The 17812-nt window shown below is 67.3% G+C and carries 14 protein-coding genes; 5 read left to right on the top strand and 9 right to left on the bottom strand.

Translation table 11 applies throughout. The features are described 5' to 3' along the window. Positions 1-21: 21 nt before the first annotated feature. From SSKA14_RS05440 to SSKA14_RS05420, 5 genes are read right to left on the bottom strand one after another with little or no spacing between them, the layout of a single operon-like run. Positions 22-1089 carry a heparan-alpha-glucosaminide N-acetyltransferase domain-containing protein gene (locus SSKA14_RS05440; RefSeq protein WP_008268111.1) on the bottom strand — a complete coding sequence of 356 codons (1068 nt, stop codon included), beginning with the start codon at positions 1087-1089 and terminating at the stop codon, positions 22-24. Further along, positions 1089-2237: an N-acetylglucosamine-6-phosphate deacetylase gene (nagA, locus tag SSKA14_RS05435; protein WP_008264568.1), complete on the bottom strand. Its 1149-nt coding sequence runs from the start codon at positions 2235-2237 to the stop codon at positions 1089-1091. Before nagA ends, SSKA14_RS05440 begins: the two co-directional genes overlap by 1 nt. Beyond that, positions 2237-3265 carry an SIS domain-containing protein gene (locus SSKA14_RS05430; RefSeq protein WP_008265386.1) on the bottom strand — a complete coding sequence of 343 codons (1029 nt, stop codon included), beginning with the start codon at positions 3263-3265 and terminating at the stop codon, positions 2237-2239. The genes nagA and SSKA14_RS05430 overlap by 1 nt, the downstream gene beginning before the upstream one ends. A 7-nt stretch (positions 3266-3272) precedes the next feature. After that, a complete protein-coding gene (locus SSKA14_RS05425) occupies positions 3273-4340 on the bottom strand; it encodes a LacI family DNA-binding transcriptional regulator (protein WP_006391719.1) in 1068 nt (355 codons plus the stop codon). Positions 4341-4379: 39 nt separating this feature from the next. Next, positions 4380-5669: a sugar MFS transporter gene (locus SSKA14_RS05420; RefSeq protein ID WP_008267272.1), complete on the bottom strand. Its 1290-nt coding sequence runs from the start codon at positions 5667-5669 to the stop codon at positions 4380-4382. A 376-nt stretch (positions 5670-6045) separates the two neighbouring features. Here SSKA14_RS05420 and SSKA14_RS05415 point away from each other — a divergent pair, with 376 nt between their 5' ends. The 3 genes from SSKA14_RS05415 (at position 6046) to SSKA14_RS05405 (ending at position 12338) form a co-directional block, all read left to right on the top strand. Beyond that, positions 6046-7062: a glucokinase family protein gene (locus tag SSKA14_RS05415; RefSeq protein ID WP_008264602.1), complete on the top strand. Its 1017-nt coding sequence runs from the start codon at positions 6046-6048 to the stop codon at positions 7060-7062. Positions 7063-7205: 143 nt separating this feature from the next. After that, the gene (locus SSKA14_RS05410) at positions 7206-9869 is read left to right on the top strand and encodes a TonB-dependent receptor (protein WP_008268431.1); all 2664 of its coding nucleotides are present in this window, start codon (positions 7206-7208) and stop codon (positions 9867-9869) included. A gap of 111 nt (positions 9870-9980) precedes the next feature. Then, positions 9981-12338, top strand: coding sequence for a family 20 glycosylhydrolase (locus SSKA14_RS05405; RefSeq protein ID WP_040007085.1), 2358 nt, complete (start codon positions 9981-9983; stop codon positions 12336-12338). A 135-nt stretch (positions 12339-12473) separates the two neighbouring features. Here the strand turns inward: SSKA14_RS05405 and SSKA14_RS05400 are convergent, their stop codons facing one another. Both SSKA14_RS05400 and SSKA14_RS05395 read right to left on the bottom strand, forming a co-directional pair. Next, positions 12474-12866, bottom strand: a complete 393-nt coding sequence (locus tag SSKA14_RS05400; RefSeq protein WP_008265663.1) for a membrane protein — start codon at positions 12864-12866, stop codon at positions 12474-12476. After that, a complete protein-coding gene (locus SSKA14_RS05395) occupies positions 12863-14047 on the bottom strand; it encodes an SAM-dependent methyltransferase (protein ID WP_008266905.1) in 1185 nt (394 codons plus the stop codon). Before SSKA14_RS05395 ends, SSKA14_RS05400 begins: the two co-directional genes overlap by 4 nt. Before the next feature lie 59 nt (positions 14048-14106). Between SSKA14_RS05395 and SSKA14_RS05390 the strand changes: the two genes are divergently transcribed. Further along, positions 14107-14844, top strand: a complete 738-nt coding sequence (locus SSKA14_RS05390; RefSeq protein WP_008265570.1) for a pteridine reductase — start codon at positions 14107-14109, stop codon at positions 14842-14844. A 60-nt stretch (positions 14845-14904) separates the two neighbouring features. Here SSKA14_RS05390 and folK read toward each other — a convergent pair whose 3' ends face one another. After that, a complete protein-coding gene (gene folK, locus SSKA14_RS05385) occupies positions 14905-15390 on the bottom strand; it encodes a 2-amino-4-hydroxy-6-hydroxymethyldihydropteridine diphosphokinase (RefSeq protein ID WP_008266032.1) in 486 nt (161 codons plus the stop codon). A gap of 90 nt (positions 15391-15480) precedes the next feature. Between folK and SSKA14_RS05380 the strand changes: the two genes are divergently transcribed. Beyond that, positions 15481-16224: a 20S proteasome, A/B subunit gene (locus SSKA14_RS05380; protein ID WP_008265687.1), complete on the top strand. Its 744-nt coding sequence runs from the start codon at positions 15481-15483 to the stop codon at positions 16222-16224. Between the two features lie 75 nt (positions 16225-16299). Here the strand turns inward: SSKA14_RS05380 and SSKA14_RS05375 are convergent, their stop codons facing one another. Beyond that, a complete protein-coding gene (locus SSKA14_RS05375; protein WP_008268673.1) occupies positions 16300-17811 on the bottom strand; it encodes an ATP-binding protein in 1512 nt (503 codons plus the stop codon). Between the last annotated feature and the right edge of the window lies 1 nt (position 17812).

The following is a 17812-nucleotide window of genomic DNA, read 5'->3' as shown; positions in this document are numbered from 1 at the left end:
CCATGCGTGGATGAAGCGGCATCAGATCTTCAGATAGATCTTCCGCCAGTCCAACCACCATGCCACGCCCCACCACAGCGCGACGAACGCCACTGCCTGCAGCATCGATGCCAGCTCCAGCGCCTGCGGCATCGCATCGGCCAGCTTCTGCCAGATCCAGCCCCAGGCGCCGGTGGCCATCAGCACCACCGACATCACCGACGCGCCAAGATAGGCGGTGATCGCATTGACCCCGAAGCGCCGCCCCAGCGCCGGCCAACCCTTGCGATCGATCAGCACGTGGCCCAGCCACAGCGCCAGCGCGGCAAGGCCACCGGTCCACAACACATAGCTGGGCGTCCACAGCTGCTTGTTCAACGGCAGCACGGTGGCCAGCAGCAACCCAAGCACAGCGGTTGCCACGCCCAGCCCGCCCAAAGCCGCCGAACGCCCGTTGCGCAGCAGGCCGCCGGCCAACAGGCCGAGCACGGTGCTGGCCAGGGCACCCAGGGTGCTCAGCAATCCTTCCGGGTCATGGCCAAGCCCAGTATCGGCGTGCCACTGGTAGATCCACGGAGCGAACAGCGTGGTATCCAGACGGCTGGCCGGGTTGGTCCACGGCGCCAGGTCGCCGATGCCCAGCAGCAGCAAGGTGTACCCCACCAGCAGCGTGACCAGCACGGCCGCCTGCACGCGCGGCCGCGCATATACCGCCAGCACGCCCACCAGCGCCGCACATACCGCGATCCGCTGCAGCACGCCCCAGATGCGGAAGTGATGCGTATGCAGCGCCCACCAGATCAACAGATGCAACAGCGCACCGGCCAGCAGGATGCGCAGCGCGCGCTCCAGCACGCCACGCGCCAGCGCTGGACGTGCAGCGGCATCCAGCGCGCGCGGTGCCACGCTGAAGGCCATCGACACACCGACCAGGAACAGGAAGAACGGGAACACCAGATCGGTGGGCGTGCAGCCATGCCATTCCGAATGACGCAGTGGTGCGAACACCGCACTCCAGTCGCCCGGATTGTTGACCAGCAGCATCGCCGCCACGGTGATGCCGCGCAGGGCATCGATCGAGCCCAGCCGGCGTGGCGGCGTAGCGTTCATCAGGCAGCCTCGTACTGTCCGGCGATCCAGGTGCCGCGCACCTGCAGGGCGTCATCCAGCAGCACCAGGTCGGCCTGGTAGCCCTCTGCGATGTGGCCGAGGCGGTCATCGACATTGAGGAACTGCGCCGGGTAGGTCGAGGCCATGCGCCCGGCTTCGGCCAGCGACTGGCCGAGCAGCTGCACGGTGTTGCGCACCGCGGTAGCCATGTCCAACGCCGAACCGGCCAGTGCACCTGCAGCGTTGCGGACCACGCCGTCGATGGCAGTGATGGTTTCGCCGTACAGCACGTAGCTCGGGTCATCGGCACCGACCGGCGGCATTGCATCGGTCACCAGCAGCAGGCGGCCACGCGGCTTGGCCGCCAACGCCACGCGCAGGCTGGCCGGATGCACATGCACGCCATCGACGATGATGCCGATCCAGCTGTCGCGGTCTTCCAGCGCGGCGCCCACTGCGCCGGGTTCGCGGCCCTGCAATGGCGACATTGCGTTGTACAGATGGGTGAAGCCACGCACGCCGGCATCCAGGCCGGCGCGGATCTCCTCGTAGGTGCCCGCGGTATGCCCAGCGGCGACGATCACGCCACGCTCGACCAGCGCGCGGATGGTCTCCAGCGGCACGCGTTCCGGCGCCAGCGTCAGCAGCGTCACACCGTTGTCGAGGGACGCCGCCAGCGCGATCTCTTCCTCGTCCGGCACACGGAACTTGCTGGCGTCGTGGGTGCCCTTGCGCGCAGGTGCGATGTAGGGGCCTTCCAGATGGATGCCGATCACGCCCGGCACGCCCTGTGCGATCGCCTCGCGCATCGCACCGATGGCCTCGCGCATCACGCCCACGTCATCGCTGATCAGCGTCGGCAGCATCGCGGTGGTACCGAAACGGCGGTGCGCCTGCGCGATGGTGCGCAGCGACGCTACATCCGGTGTGTTGTTGAACAGCGCACCACCGCCGCCGTTGACCTGCACATCGATGAAGCCGGGCAGCAGCCAGCCGCCTCCCAGATCCACCTGCTCGGCCGCCTGGCCAAGCTGCGGCGCGGCATCCGGCAGCAGCGCACTGATGCGACCGTCCTCGACCACCACCGCCAGATCATCGCGGAATTCATCGCCTGCAAGGATGCGGGCGTTGCGCAGCACCGTGGCCATCAGACCGTCTCCGTAACCTTGTTCAGGTGCGGCGGCAGGTCCGGGTTGAAGCCACGGCGCAGCGCCAGCGCGTTGATCGCGCGGTAGAAGCTCTGCACGGTCAGCAGCGGCGCGCACAGCGGATGCGGCGCGGCCGCCACCGGCAGGTTGCCACCGGCACCGGCCATCCACACCTGCGCACCGCGCGCGGTGAACTCATCGACCACTGCGCGGGTACCGGCACCGGTCTCGTCCGGCTGCGCGAAGGCCAGCACCGGGAAGCCACGATCGACCAGCGCCATCGGGCCGTGCTTGACCTCGGCCGAACTGTAGGCCTCGGCGTGCAGGCTGCAGGTTTCCTTGAACTTCAGCGCGGCTTCCTGCGCCGCGCCCAGGCCCAGGCCACGGCCGAGCACGAACAGGTTGGTGGCTTCGACCAGGCCGTCGGTCACCGCACTCCAGTCGCACTGCCAGGCCGCGCGCATCGCATCGGGCAACAGGTCCAGTGCCGCGCGCAGGTTGCTGTCCTGCTTCCAGTACGCGGCCAGCTGCAGCAGCGCAGCCAGCGAAGCCAGGTAGCTCTTGGTGGCCGCCACGCTCTTCTCGGCACCGGCATGCAGCGGAATGACCTTATCGGCCAGCTGCGCCAGGGGCGAATCCTCGACGTTGACCAGCGCGATCACGCGCGCACCGGCCGCCTTGGCGGCTTCCGCATTGCGCAACAGATCGGGGCTCTTGCCCGACTGCGAGATGACGATGAACAGTGCGCCACGCAGTTGCAGCGGTGCGGCATACACCGAGCCCACAGACGGCGAGGCCGAGGCGACCACCAGGCCCAGCTGGGTCTCCAGCAGGTATTTGCCGTAGGTGGCGGCATGGTCGGAGCTGCCACGCGCGCAAGTGACCACGAACGGCGGCGGCGACGCGCGCAGGCTGGCGGCCAGGGTTTCCATGGTGGCGTGGTTGCGCGAGAACTGACGGGCGACCACGTCGGCTGCTTCAGCGGCCTCGGCGAACATCAGGGTGGAAGTGGGGTCTGACAGCGACATGGCAGGCTCAGGCAGGATCGGAAGGAAGGGGGCGTGCGCCGGCCGGGCGCATCGGTGCAGTCGAACCGCGCACCACCAGCTGCGGCACGAAGCCCTGGTTGTGCAGCGGCGCGGGCGCATCGTCATAGGCGTCGCTGCGCAGCTGCGCGATCAGCAGGCGCGCGGCGTGGCGCGCGATGTCCTCGGTGGCCTGCTTGGCGGTGGTCAGCGGCGGCCACGACTGGCGCGAGAACGGGCTGTCCTCGAAACCGGCGATGGACAGGTCATAGGGCACGTTCATGCCGGCCGACTTGGCGGCGGCCAGCACGCCGGCGGCGATTTCATCGTTGGAGCCGAAGATGGCGGTGGGCGGCTCGCGCAGCGCCAGCAGGCGGCGCGCGCCGCGGAAACCGTCATCGAAGGTGTAATCACCCTGCACCACCAGGTGCTTGTCCACGGTCATGCCGTAGTCCTTCAGCGCAGCCTCGTAACCGGCATAACGTTCGCCGGAGGAGCGGTGCGAAATGCCACCCCAGAGGAAGCCGATGCGCTGGTGGCCCAGCTGGATCAGGTGCTCGGTGATTTCGTAGGCGGCCTCACGGTCGTCGACGAACACGCAGGCACCGTCGGCCGGGTCTTCGGTGGCGGCGATGATGCGTACCAGCTTGATGCCGCGCGCGGTCAGCGCCTGGATCAGGTCGCGGCGCTCGGACATCGGTGCGGTCAGCACCAGCCCGGCCAGGCGCGAACGCTGCACCCAGTCGGCCAGTTCATCGGCCAGCAGCGGCGAGCTGGAATCGCAGGGATGGATCTGCAGGCCAAACCCGGTCTCGCGGCAGGCGGCGAGCACACCGTTCTGCACGCCGATGATGTGGTACGGGTTCGGGTTGTCGTAGACCAGCCCGATCACGAAGGTGGTGCCGCTGCGCAGGTTGCGCGCGGACGGATCGGGCTCGTAGTCGAGCTCGGCGATGGCTCGCAGCACCCGTGCGCGGGTGGCCTGCATCACCGAGGGCTCGTTGTTGATCACCCGCGAGACCGTCTTCAGCGAGACCTTGGCCTTCTCCGCAACGTCCTTGATGGTCGCTCTGCGCATGGGTTTTCCCTGGGGTTGGCTGCCGTCCATCATCGCCGATCAGGCCTTGTCCTGCGGCAGACCGGCGCGATGGCCGACCACCGAGTAGAACAGGATGTACAGGTAGCACGGCACCATCAGCAGCACGAACACCAGCTGGAAGTCGATGTGCTGCTTGAGCACGGCGAACAGCTGCGGAATGATCGCGCCACCGGCAATGCCCATCACCAGCAGCGCCGAACCGGTCTCGGTGAAGCGGCCCAGGCCGCGGATCGCCAGCGGGAAGATCGCCGGCCACATCATCGCGTTGGCAAAGCCCAGCAGGGCCACGAAGGCTACCGAGACATAGCCGTGGGTAGCCCAGGCACCCAGGCAGAACACCACGCCCAGCACCGCGGAGATGGTCAGGTAGCGCGACTGCGAGACCACGCGCGGGATCAGCAGCAGGCCGACCACATAGCCAACCAGCATCGCGCCCAGGGTCAGCGAGGTGAACATCTTGGTCTGGTCCAGCGGCAGGTCGAAGCCATGGCCATAGGTACCGATGGCATCGCCGGCCATCACCTCCACGCCCACGTACACGAACAGGCACAGCACGCCCAGCCACAGGTGCGGGAACTGGAAGATGCTGCGGCGCTCGGCGGCACCGGCGGCCACCGGCGTGGCATTGGCTTCGGACGACTTGATTTCCGGCAGCGGCGAGAACAGCACGGCCACCGCCAGCAGCACCAGCAGACCGGCCATGGCCAGGTACGGCGCGTGGATCTTGGCAGCGAATTCGTTCAACAACTGCGCCTTGGTCGCTTCATCGGCAGCGGCCACCGTCGCCGAAAGGTCGCCGATGCCATGCAGCACCACGGTACCGATCAGCACCGGGGCGAGCATGCCGGCGATCTTGTTGCAGATGCCCATCAGCGCGATGCGCCGCGCCGCGGTCTCGATCGGGCCGAGGATGGAGATGTAGGGGTTGATCGCGGTCTGCAGCAGGGCCAGGCCGCTGCCGATCACGAACAGGCCGCCGAGCGCGCCCGGGTACCAGCGCTGGGTGGCGAATTCGCCGAACAGCGCGGCACCCCCGGCCATCACCAGCAGGCTCAGGCTCAGGCCCTTCTTCATGCCGGTGCGGCGCAGGATCCACGACGCCGGCAGGGCCAGGAAGAAGTAGGACAGGTAGAACACCATCAGCACCAGGAAGGCGCCGACCTCGCTGAGTTCGAAGGCGAGCTTGACGAAGGTGATCAGTGGCCCGTTGAGCCAGGTGAAGAAGCCGATCAGGAAGAACAGCACGCCGACGATGGCGATGGAGGTGGCCACGTTCGGGCGCGCGCTTGCAGCGGGGACGGCGGACATCAGGAGGGCTCCTGCGGCGACGGCCGCAGAACGCGGCGTCGGAGAGTGGCTGGGAACAACGTTGTCACATTCTTTCGATGGACAACGGCGGTTTGTCAACTTCCCCGCATCACCCGTTGAACCTCGTGCTGCACTGCGCAAGCCGATTCCTGTGGATCGGGCTGAATGCGCTGCAGCCCTTGAGCCCCATGCAGCAACGGTTCCCGTGTGAAACCCATGCTCACGCCATGTAAACGTTTACTGCATGTCGTATTCGTTGCGGCGCAGCAACGAAAGTGTCACGAACTCGTTGACATCGTTGTCAGCGGGGTTACAGACTCCGCCCCAATCGCCGCCCCCGATCCCGGGGCCGGCCCCACCTGCAGCAGGAGCCCGCGTGACCGCCAGCCACCCCGCCCCGGCCCATGTCCTGTCCCGAGTCGCGCCCTCGTTCCTGGCCGCCGACGTTGGTGGCACCCATGTGCGCGTGGCCCGGGTCCAGGCCAGCGGTGATGCCGCCCACCCGGTGCAGGTGCTGGAGTACCGCAAGTACCGCAATGCCGACCATGCCGGCCTCAGCGCGATCCTGTCTGACTTCCTCGGCGAAGGCCCGCGGCCCTCGCACTGCGTGGTCGCCAGCGCCGGCTATGCCCGCGAGGACGGCACGGTGATCACCGCCAACCTGCCGTGGCCACTGTCGGCGCGCCAGGTGGAAGCGGACGTCGGCCTGCAGCGGGTCTACATCGTCAACGACTTTGAAGCGGTGGCCTATGCCGCTGCGCAGGTGGACGCCAGCGGCGTGCTGCACCTGTGCGGACCGGAGACCGCTGCGCGCGGCCCGACCCTGGTGGTCGGCCCGGGCACCGGCCTCGGCGCCGCGCTGTGGATTCCCACCGCACACGGCCCGGTGGTGCTGCCGACGGAAGCCGGCCAGCCCACCCTGGCCGCCAGCACCGAACTGGAAATGGCCATCGTCCGCCACATGCAGCGCGACCGCGCCCACGTGTCGATCGAGCATGCGATCTCCGGCCCGGGCCTGATGAACCTGTACCGCGCGGTATGTGCGCTGCAGGGGCAGGCACCGACGCTGGCCAGCCCGGATGCGGTCACAGCCGCCGCCATGGCCGATACCAATGCGCACGCACGCCAGGCGCTGGATGTGTTCTGCGGCCTGCTCGGCAGCACCATCGGCGACATGGCGCTGTTCTACGGCGCCCATGGTGGCGTCTACCTGGCCGGCGGCATCCTGCCGCAGATCCGCGAATACCTGCACGCCAGCACCTTCGTCGAACGGTACCTGCAGAAGGGACCGATGGGCGAAGCACTGGCACGCATCCCGGTGAAGGTCGTCGAGCACGGCCAGCTGGGCGTGGTCGGCGCTGCCAGCTGGTACCTGCAGCAGTCGGCCGCCTGACACCGCAACAGGCTTCAACGCAATCGCAGCACGCAGTACGTGGCACGCCAACGCACGGGACTTCGCCGCCACCCCGCGCATGTCTTCGCAACCGTAATCGAACACCGCCGCCGGCATCCAATCGAGTGATGAGGAGAGACATCATGAACACCCGCAAGACCCTGCTTTCGGCCGCCATCGTCAGCTGCATCGCCTTCAGTGCGCACGCGCAGCAGGCCGCCCCGACCGCCACCGACCTGGACACCGTGACGGTTACCGGTATCCGTGGTTCGATGGAAAAGTCGCTGGACACCAAGCGCGAGGCCAATGCGCGCGTGGAAGTGGTCACCGCCGAAGACGTCGGCAAGCTGCCGGCGCACAACGTCGCCGATACCCTGCAGCGCCTGCCGGGCGTCAACATCAGCTCGTCCAGCGCCGACGAAGGCGGCTTCGACGAAGCCGACCGTGTCAGCCTGCGCGGCACCAGCCCGAGCCTGACCCAGACCCTGATCAATGGCCATACCGTCGGCTCGGCCGACTGGTTCGTGCTCAGCCAGGGCAACAACGTCGGCCGCAGCGTCAGCTACTCGCTGCTGCCGTCGGAACTGGTCAGCTCGGTGGAAGTGAACAAGTCCTCGCAGGCCAAGCTGCAGGACGGCGGTACCACCGGTACCGTCAACATCATCACCCGCAAGCCGCTGGAGTTCTCCAAGCAGTTCACCGCGGAAGGCTCGATCGGCATGGTGCGTTCGGACCAGGCCAAATCGAACGACCCGCAGTATTCGGCACTGTTCAACTACAAGAACGACGAAGGCACCTTCGGCGTGATGGTGCAGGGCTTCAGCCAGAAGCGCGAGCTGCGCCGTGAAGCGCAGGAAATCCCGGGCGGCTTCTTCAAGATCGGCGCCGGTGATCCGGTGGCCAAGACCAACCCCGACCTGATCGGCGTCAATGTACCGGGCCTGCTGGGTTCGACCCTGTTCGAACAGACCCGTGAGCGCAAGGGTGGCCTGGTCTCGCTGCAGTTCAAGCCGAGCGACAGCCTCACCCTGGGCCTGAACGGTTTCAGTTCCGAACTGAAGGCGAACAACTACAACCGCAACTTCATGATGTTCGGCAACAGCTTCGCCAAGTCGCAGGCGCCGGATCCGGGCTATGTGATCAAGGATGGCGTGCTGACCAACGCCACCTACAAGGGCGTGCCGGGCACCGACTACGCGGTGTACGACATGATCTACCGCGAGTCGAAGGCCAAGTCGAGCTATGTCACCTTCGATGCCGACTGGCAGATCAGCGACAGCCTGACCGCCAAGTTCCAGGCCGGCAGCACCAAGGGCACCGGCGAAACGCCGCGCCAGTACATCGCCGAGGTCACCCTGGCCAACGGTGGCGGCGCCAGCTGGGCCACGCACGGCAATGGCTCGCCGATCGACTGGAACGTCGGCGGCGACCTCTCGCCCAATGGCGTGACCAGCTTCGGCACCTGGGGCAACCAGCAGGTCACCGCAGAAGACAAGGAGAAGTGGGCCACGCTCGACTTCAACCAGTACTTCAATGATGGCGGCGTGCTGAGCTCGATCGACTTCGGCCTGCGCTTTGCCGACCACAAGCGCGAAGCACTGTCGCCGGAAGGTGCAACCCCGGGTGACATCTGGAGCGCGCTGAAGAACGGTGCAACGGCCAATTACCCGAGTGGTTTCGCCGGTGACATCGGCGGCACCTTCCCGCGCAATCTCTGGTACTTCACCCCGGGCGCGCTGAAGGATGCGGTGACCAACAACTCCACCTGGCTGGCCGGCAATGATGGCCCGACCGGTCGCCACAATTACGGCGCCGAGTGGAAGGTGAAGGAAAAGAACTTCGCCGGCTACGTGCAGGCCAACTTCCGCGGCGACTGGTGGAGCGGTAACGTCGGCCTGCGCTACGTCAACATCAAGCAGGACATCGACACCTACAACGCCGTCAGCAAGGCCGCCGACGCCGATGTCAGCAGCCTGTTCGGCATGTGGGAGCGCCTGGCCTTCCAGAACAAGCGCAACCGTGTGCTGCCCAGCGCCAACATCAAGTTCGACCTGGACGACAAGCTGGTGCTGCGCGTTGCCGCTTCGCAGACGCAGACCCTGCCGGACTACTCGGCGCTGGGTGCCTCCTCTTACGGTTCGGACCTGAACCGGACTGGCGGCGGTGGCAACCCGAACCTCAAGCCGACCCTGTCGACCAACCTGGATGCCAACCTGGAGTGGTACTTCATGCCGCGCGGCCTGCTGTCGGTGGGCGCGTATCACATGAACCTGAAGGACTACATCGCCTTCGACGTGGTCTCGCGCCAGCTGTACAGCGAACTGACCAACCGGCTTGAGACCTACCAGATCTCCACCCCGATCAATGCCGACGGCAAGGTCACCGGCGTGGAAGTGGCCTACGAGCAGCCGATCGGCGAGTACTTCGGCATCAATGCCAACTACACCTACGCCAACGGCACGACCTCGCACACCTGGTCGGATGGCTCGCACAACCTGCTGGGCACCTCGAAGAACACCTACAACGTGGGTGCCTACTTCGAGAACGAGCGCTTCGGCGCCCGGGTCAGCTACACCCGCCGTTCCTCGTTCCTGATCAGCCTGTCGGGCACCAACCCGTACTACCAGGATGACTTCGGCACGCTGTCGGCATCGCTGAGCTACAAGGCCACCGACTGGCTGAGCATCAGCCTGGATGGCCTGAACCTCAACAACCCGACCTACAAGTACTACCAGACCGCGGCCATCCCGACTTCGTTCTACAGCAACGGTCGCCAGTACTACCTCAACTTCCGCTTCAAGTACTGATCCAGCGGCAGCAACATCGCCGAGTCGTGCACGCACGCCGGGCCTGGATCATTCCGGGCCCGGCGTTTTTCATGTATAGCGTTCATCGCACCGTTCCAAGGAGTCGTTCCGATGGTCAAGCCTTCCCGCGCCCGGATGCGCAGCGCAGTGCTGCTGGGCAGCCTGCTCGCCCTGCTGCCGGCGATGCCGGCACTCGCCGCCGATCCCACGCCCGCCGCCGAAGCACCCGGCCCACAGCTGCGCGCCGGCAGCCTGATGCTGATTCCCGCGCCGTCCAACGTACAGCGCGGCCAGGGCAGCGGCATCACTGTCCGTGCCGATACCGTGCTGCACGCCGAAGGCGAAGCCGCGCAACGCGTCGCCACCCAGTTTGCCGACCTGCTGGCCCGCAGTGGTGGCCCGCGCCTGGTCCTGGCCAAGGGCAAGGCGGCAGGCAAAGCCGGCAGCATCCGTTTCCAGATCGTGCCCACCTTCCGCGACAGCGGTGAGGGTTACACGCTGGACAGCACCGCGCAGGGCGTGGTGATCCAGGCCGGCAACGAGACCGGCCTGTTCTATGGCGCAACCACCCTCGCCCAGCTCGCCACCGGTGGCAGCAACGGCGTGCTGCCGGCGGTGCAGATCCAGGACGCGCCGCGTTTCAGCTGGCGCGGTTTCATGCTCGACTCGGCGCGGCATTTCCAGAGCCTGGACGAGATCAAGCGCGTGCTCGATGCGATGGCCGCGCACAAGCTCAACACCTTCCACTGGCACCTGACCGATGACCAGGGCTGGCGCATGGAGATCAAGCGCTACCCGAAGCTGACCGAAGTGGGCAGCTGCCGCCTGCCGGCCGGCGATGGTGGCGTCGACCCGGTCAGTGGCCAGGAACATCCGTACTGCGGCTTCTACACCCAGGAGCAGATCCGCGAAGTAATCGCCTATGCGGCCGCGCTGCATATCCAGGTCATTCCGGAAATCGACGTGCCCGGCCATGCCACCGCGGCGATTGCCGCCTACCCGGAGCTGGGCTCGATCAGCACCCCGCTGAAGCCGATCAGCGAGTGGGGCGTGTTCCCGAACCTGTTCAACGTGGAAGACAGCACCGTCACCTTCCTGGAGAACGTGCTGGAAGAAGTGATCGAGCTGTTCCCGGCCAAGTATGTGCACGTAGGCGGCGACGAGGCGGTCAAGGATCAGTGGGAAGCCTCGAAGCAGGTGCAGCAGCGCATGCGTGCGCTGGGCATCAACAATGAGATGGCCATGCAGAGCCACATCATCAAGCGCCTGGAGACGTTCCTGGAAGAGCACGACCGGCGCCTGATCGGCTGGGACGAGATCCTCGAAGGGGGTCTGCCGCCGCAGGCCACGGTGATGTCGTGGCAGGGCACCGAAGGCGGCCTGGCCGCGGCCAGTGCCGGCCATGACGTAATCATGTCGCCGGTCGGCTACCTGTACCTGGATTACCTGCAGACCGCCTCGCCAAATGAACCACCGGGCCGCCCGGCCCAGGTCAATCTCGGCAAGCTGTACAACTTCGAGCCGGTGCCGGCCGAACTGGCTGCCGACAAGCGCGGGCACATCCTGGGCCTGCAGGCCAACATGTTCACCGAGCACACGCGCAGCTATGCACGCCTGCAGCACAACCTGTTCCCGCGCCTGGCGGCGGTGGCCGAGACCGGCTGGAGCACGCCGGAACACCGCGATTTCCGCGACTTCCTCGCGCGCCTGCCGGCGCAGCTGCAGCGCTACCGCGCCTGGGGCCTGGCCTATGCGCAGACGCCGTTCGAAGTGGGTGTGGATTACACCGACAACCGCGCCGCCAACACCGTGACCGTATCGCTGGCCAACCCGCTCGGCTATGAGGTGCGCTACAGCATCGATGGCCAGCCGGTCAGCGCGCAGTCGCCGCTGTACCAGCAGCCGCTGACCGCAACGCTGCCCGCCAGCGTGCAGGCCGCCGCGTTCTATCAGGGCCAGATGCTGGCCGCGAAGCCGACCGTGGCCGCGTTCACCACGCAGTCGCTGCTCAGCCGCCGCAGCGATGAGCTGCTCAGCTGCGTGGGCAAGAAGGGCCTGGTGCTGCGCCTGGAAGACGATGGCCCGCGCGAAGGAACCCGTGCGGTGTTCAACGTGGACATCTTCCAGCCCTGCTGGCGCTGGCCGCAGGCGCAGCTGGACGGCGTCGGCAGCGTGGAAGTGCGTGCGGGCCGCATTCCGTACTACTTCCAGCTGGCCCATGACGAACCCAAGCGCCGCTTCGAGAAGGCCAAGCGCGCGCATGGCGAGATGCTGGTGCGCCGTGGCGACTGCAGCGGCAAGGTGCTGGCCGAAGTTGCGTTGCCGGCCAAGCCGGATGCCGATGGCTTCGTGACCCTGCGTGCAACGCTGCCGAAGGGTACCCAGGGCAACGATGACCTGTGCATCAATTTCACCGGCGACACGCGCCCGGCGATGTGGGTGCTGGATGAGGTGACGCTGGGGAAGTGACGGCAGGTCTGTCCTGGTGGGTGCTGACCCTGGTCGGCACCCCGGGCAGTTCATCCACGCATGGCGTGGATCTACGGGACGGCTCCACGCGTGCCGTGGATCTACCGGTAGGTGCCAACCTTGGTTGGCACGCCTTTACCCCCGCCAGCGCAGCAGCAGGTCGCGCAGCGGGGTCAGTGCGGTGGCCATGCCGGCCAGCACGCCGATCGTGTTGGCCAGCGCATCCATCGGATCAGCCGTGCGGTTGCTGGTCAGCGCGCCCTGCGCGAACTCGATGCCGATGCCCATCAGCACCAGTCCCACGCCCACCCACAGCAGCGGGCGGCCCCGACGGAACAGCTGCACCGCGCTGCCGGCCAGGATGAAATAGGCGAGGAAGTGCTCGCCCTTGTCACCGTTCTCGGGCAGCGGAATCGGCGGCGGCGGAATCAGGCACACCACGATCACCAGCAGCACAGCCAGCGCCCACAGCACGGTCCACAGTCGCGGCCTGCGCAGCGGCTTGATCAGCGGCCGTGCATCGCTCACAGCCGCCAGCTCAGGTCACCCAGCTCGAAGGCCGGTTCGAAATCGACGCCACGCTGCAGGCCGATCGCCTGGAAGCGCTCGCCCATTTCGGTCGGCAGGGTCAGTTTCTTCACCTGGTCGCGCAGCTGGATGCGGCCCACTTCATCGGTGCGCTCCTCGGCCAGCAGCAATACCTGGTCCAGGCCGTTACCGAGCAGGAAGCTGGCCTGGCTGCAGTAGCCGGCCAGCTCGAAACCACCGTGCAGGCCCGCTTCGGCCATCGCGGTGAAGTCCACCGAGGCGGTGATGTCCTGCAGGCCCGGCCAGCGATGCACGTCGTTGTGCACGTGGTGGCGGTAGAACGCTCGCACAGTGCCATCGTCGCGGTCGTGCTGGTAGAACTCGCCGCGGTTGTAGCCGTAGTCGACGAACAGCATCGCACCGCGCTGCAGGCCACCAGCCACCGCCTGCAACCAGTAAGGCAGCTGCGGCAGGACTTCGGAACGGTAGCCCTCGGCGAAGGGCTTCTCCAGATAGCGCTCGATATGGCGCACCGCCCCGTTGAGCAGGATGTCGGCCGGCTGCGCGCCGCGGATGAAATGGCCGTCTCCATCCAGCTCGACGGTTTCCTCATAGACCTCGCCGTCGCGGATCAGGAAGCGCGGCGTCGGCAGCGCGTCGATCACCTCGTTGGCGAACACCACGCCCTCCCAGTCCTCTTCGAACGGGCGGTCGATCCAGTCCACGCGCGCGGCCAGCTCGGCCGGCAGGTTCTGCTGCAGGCGCTGCTGCTGGCGCTCGCGCAGGTCGGCGCTGGGTTCGAGGATGGCGTAGCGTGAGGGCAGCGCGTCCAGCTCCGCCAGGCGCAGCAGCACGGCCTCGGCGAAGGCACCGGTACCGCCGCCCAGTTCCAGCATCCGCGCCTGCGCGCCCAGCTGGGCGAACACCGGCGCCAGGGCGTTGGCCACGCTGCCGGCAAACAGGCTGCCGAGCTCGGGCGCGGTGGTGAAGTCGCCGCTGCCACCAAACTTGCTGGCACCGGCGCTGTAATAGCCCCAGCCGGGGGTGTACAGGCACAGCTCCATGAAGCGGGAGAACGGCATCGCCCCGCCCTGCGCAAGGATTTCGGCGCGCAGGGCGGCCGCCAGCTCGTCGCTGTGGGCCAGGGCATCGGCTTCGGGCAGGGGGAAGGTGGGCTGCATGGCGTCTTCGAATGCGGTGACAATGGTGCACAGGATAGCCGAGCCTTGGAGGACCCTCGATGAGCGACACCCACCCCGTGGTCCTGATCACCGGCAGCGCGCGCCGGATCGGTGCGGCCATAGCGCGCCAGTTCCACGCCTGTGGCTGGTCGGTGGTGCTGCACGCCAACACGTCCAGCGCCGAACTGCAGCAGGCCGCGTTCGATTTCGACAACGTGCGCCCCGGCAGCGTGCTGGCCCTGCAGGCCGACCTGCGCGACGCCGACGCCCTGCCCGACCTGGTGGAACAGGCCGTCACCCACTTCGGCCGCCTGGACGCGCTGGTCAACAACGCCTCCAACTTCTTCCCCACGCCGCTCGGCCAGGTCACTGCCGAGGCGATGGACGAGCTGTATGCGGTCAACGCGCGCGCGCCACTGCTGCTGTCACAGGCAGCGGCGCCGTACCTGCGCCGCCAGCAGGGCTGCATCGTCAACCTGACCGACCTGCACGGCACCGATCCGATGCGTGACCACATCGCCTACACCATGGCCAAGGCCGCGCTGGAGATGGCCACCCGTTCGCTGGCGCTGGAGCTGGCGCCGAAGGTGCGGGTCAATGCGGTGGCGCCCGGCGCGATCCTGTGGCCGGAACAGGGCAAGGATGATTTCGCCCGCGAGGCGCTGCTGGCGCGCACGCCGCTGGCACGGATCGGCACGGTCGAGGAGATCGCCGAGGCGGTGTACTGGCTGGTGGCCGAGGCCAGCTTCGTCACCGGCCATACCCTGCGCGTCGACGGTGGGCGTACGGTCAGCTGAAATGTTGCCGGCCAGCGGCCGGCACTACCGGTAGTGCCGGCCGCTGGCCGGCAACCGCCGTCATCCGAGGTCAACCACCTCGAACGCCTCGCCAAACTGCGGGTGCGCGCGCCACAGCGTGGCCAGATCCTGCCCGCTGACCGGATCGATGAAATCCGGCGCGATGTCGGCCAGCGGCTTCAGCACGAAGGCATGCTTCAGTTCCGGGCGCGGAATGCGCAGGTGGCCGGGGCCTTCCACCACCAGGTCGCCGTAGAACACCACGTCGATGTCCAGGGTCCGGTCGGAGAAGCGGGGCCCGCTGCGATCACGGCCGTGCGCGTCTTCCAGCGCATGCAGCCAGCCATCCAGCTCCTGCAGCGGCAGGTCGGTCTCGATCGCCACCGCGTTGTTGAGGAAGGCCGGGCCATCGAAGCCGACCGCGGCGGTAAGGTAGGCGGGCGACACCTGCAGCGCGCCAAAGCGCTCGCGCAGGGCCGTGACCGCGGCGTGGAGGTAGCGGCGGGGCTTGACGTTGCTGCCCAGGCTCAGGAGCACGGTGGTCATGCGGTTCAGGTGACAGTGCTGGGGGGCGTGGACATGCCGTCGTCACGGCGGCCTGCCTACAATCCGGGACGCACATGATAGGGCACCGACATGACCTATTGCGTTGGAATCGAGGTCGACGAGGGCCTGGTCTTCGCCGCCGATACCCGGACCAATGCCTCGCTGGACGATGTGCGCGTGCACCGCAAGCTGCACGTGTTCGAGTATCCCGGCCAGGCGGCCTACGTGCTGATGGCGGCGGGCAACCTGGCCACTACCCAGCTGCTGGTGTCACGCCTGGGGCGCGATGCCGGCGAACGGCGCACGCCCAACCTGCGCGACATGGCCCATCTGTTCGAGGCCGCCGAGTACGTCGGCCAGCTGCTGGTCGACAGCCAGGTGCACAGCGCCCACAGCGAGCACGGCCATGACGGGGTCAACACCCAGGCCACGCTGATCTTTGGCGGCCAGATCGCCGGCGAGCGGCCGGGGCTGTACATGATCTATCCGCTGGGCAATGCCATTGCCGCCTCGCCGGAGACGCCCTACCTGCAGATCGGCGAATCCAAGTACGGCAAGCCGATCCTCGACCGCATCCTCAGCCCGGCCACGCGCCTGGAAGACGCGGCGCGCACGGCGATCGTCTCGCTCGATTCGACCATCCGTTCCAACCTGTCGGTGGGCCTGCCGATCGATCTGGCGCTGCTGCGCGACGGCGAACTGCGCATCGGCCAGCAGCTGCGGCTGGGCGCGGACTCCGCGCTGTATGCCGACATCCACCAGAACTGGTCGCGACGGCTGGAACAGGCGGTGGACAGCCTGCCGCGGTTCCCGTGGGAAACCACCGAACGGTAGTGCCGGCCGCTGGCCGGCAACCGCAGTGATCCCGCCGCACGCCGATGCCGGCCAGCGGCCGGCACTACCCGGGCCTCAGCCCAGCGCTTCGGCCACCGCGCGGAATACCTGCTGCATCTGCAGCGGCTTGCGCAGCACATGCACCTCCACGCTGGGCGGGAACGCATCGGGCGTCACCGCTGCCGTCGTGTCCTCCAGCACCAGTGCCGGGCCGCGGTAGCCCAACGCAGCCATCTGGCCCAGCAGCTGGCTGGCCGGCAGCAGCTTGGAACCGGCATCGGCGATCACCAGTGCCGGCATCGCCTCCTGCTGCATCCAGCGCAGCGCGGCCGGGCCGTCGGACGCCAGCTGCAGCTGGTAGCCCTGGCTGGACAGCGCATTGCCAAGCAGCGAAAGCCGCGTTGCCTCGCCATCGACCACCAGGATCGACTGCCCGCTACCCAGCGCCACCAGCTGCTCGATCGGCTCGCTGCCGTCGCTGGCTTCGTGCATCGGCAGGCGCAGTTCGAAACAGGTGCCCTGCCCCGGCTGGCTGCTGACATGGATGCTGCCGCCGGCGCCTTCGACGATGCGCTTGCAGGACATCAGGCCCAGGCCGGTGCCATCGGCCTTGGTGGTGAAGAACGGGTTGAACAGGTGAGACAACGTGTCCGCATCCATGCCGATGCCTTCGTCGGCCACCCGGATGTGCATCCAGTCCACGCCATCGCGCTGGCCGGCATGGCTGGCAATGAGGCTCAGGCGGCCGCCATTGGGCATCGCCTGGATCGCGTTCAGCGCCAGGTTCAACATGACCTGCTGCAGCTCGGTGTAGTTGGCGTCGACCACCAGGCCTTCGTCCTGCACCTGCAGTTCCAGCCGCACGGCGTCCGGCACGTTGCTGCGCAACAGCAGGGCCACCGCATCGAACAGGCCGTCGATCTCGATGCGTTCGCTTGGTTTGCGCGAGCCGCGCACGAACGACAGCATCGACTCGGCCATCTCATGGCCACGCCGGCCGCACTCGGCGATGACATCGGCCAGGTGGTGCAGCTGCGGATCTTCGGTGCGCGCCTTCAGCAGGTCCGGCATGATCAGCAGCGGCTGCAGGATGTTACGCAGGTCGTGGCTGAGGCCGGCGGCAAGCAGCGACAGGCTTTCCAGCCGCTGTGCACGCATCAGCTCGGTTTCCACACGTGCGCGTTCGACCGCACTGCGCGCATCGCGGATCGAACGTGCTACCGCCGACGGCAGGCGCGCCGGCTGGTGCTTGATGATGTAGTCGTTGGCGCCCTTCTGCAGCGCCGCTACCGCGTTCTCTTCACCCATGGTGCCGGAGACGAAGATGAAGGGCACGTCCGGCGAGGTCTCGCGCACGATGCGCAGTGCATCGTCACCGGAGAAGCCGGGCATGCTCAGGTCGGACAGCACGATGTCCGGCTGGAACGTGGCCAATGCCTGGCGCAGTTCAGCCTCGCTCTCGACACGCTCGAAGCGGGCGTCCAGCCCCGCCTCGAGCATCTGTTCGGACATCAGCTCGGCATCTTCCGGTGAGTCCTCCACCAGCAGGATGCGCAGCGCCCCCAGGGCGGGACCGGTCAGGGGCATG

Source organism: Stenotrophomonas sp. SKA14 (assembly GCF_000158575.1).
GTDB lineage: Bacteria > Pseudomonadota > Gammaproteobacteria > Xanthomonadales > Xanthomonadaceae > Stenotrophomonas > Stenotrophomonas forensis.
This window is presented reverse-complemented; position numbering and strand designations above follow the sequence as displayed.